1 pseudogene is annotated in these 375 nt (G+C 47.2%); it reads right to left on the bottom strand.

From position 1 onward, the window contains the following. Positions 1 to 204: pseudogene (gene nikA / locus RTW80_RS27715) on the bottom strand (IncI1-type relaxosome accessory protein NikA); the annotation flags it as partial. Between the last annotated feature and the right edge of the window lie 171 nt (positions 205 to 375).

Genomic DNA, 375 nt, shown 5'->3' with positions numbered 1-375 from the left:
CATTAACTCCTTCAGAAAAGCATCATCTGTACGGGAGTTAATTCGCTTATTCAGTGCTGCATTTCGGATGTAAGCAGATACAGTAAGTCCGGAATCTTCAGCTTTTTTCCTGATGGTTTCATCCTCAACAGGAGAGAATCTGAGTGTCCTGACAACTGTCTTTTGCCGTACCTCACTTTTCTTTCTTACCGCACTATCACTCACTTCAGGCTCCTTACGGGGTGTCGGGGCGAAGCCCTGACCAGATGGCAATTGTAATAGCGTCGCGTGTGACGGTATTACAATTGCACATCCTGTCCCGTTTTTCAGGCCATTATAGCCTGTTATTTTTGTGCATCATAGTCTTATGCAGACGGCAGAGGCAGGGCGCAGCCC

The sequence above is a fragment of the Escherichia sp. AM3 genome, from assembly GCF_032029835.1.
Classification (GTDB): Bacteria; Pseudomonadota; Gammaproteobacteria; order Enterobacterales; family Enterobacteriaceae; genus Escherichia; species Escherichia coli.
This window is presented reverse-complemented; position numbering and strand designations above follow the sequence as displayed.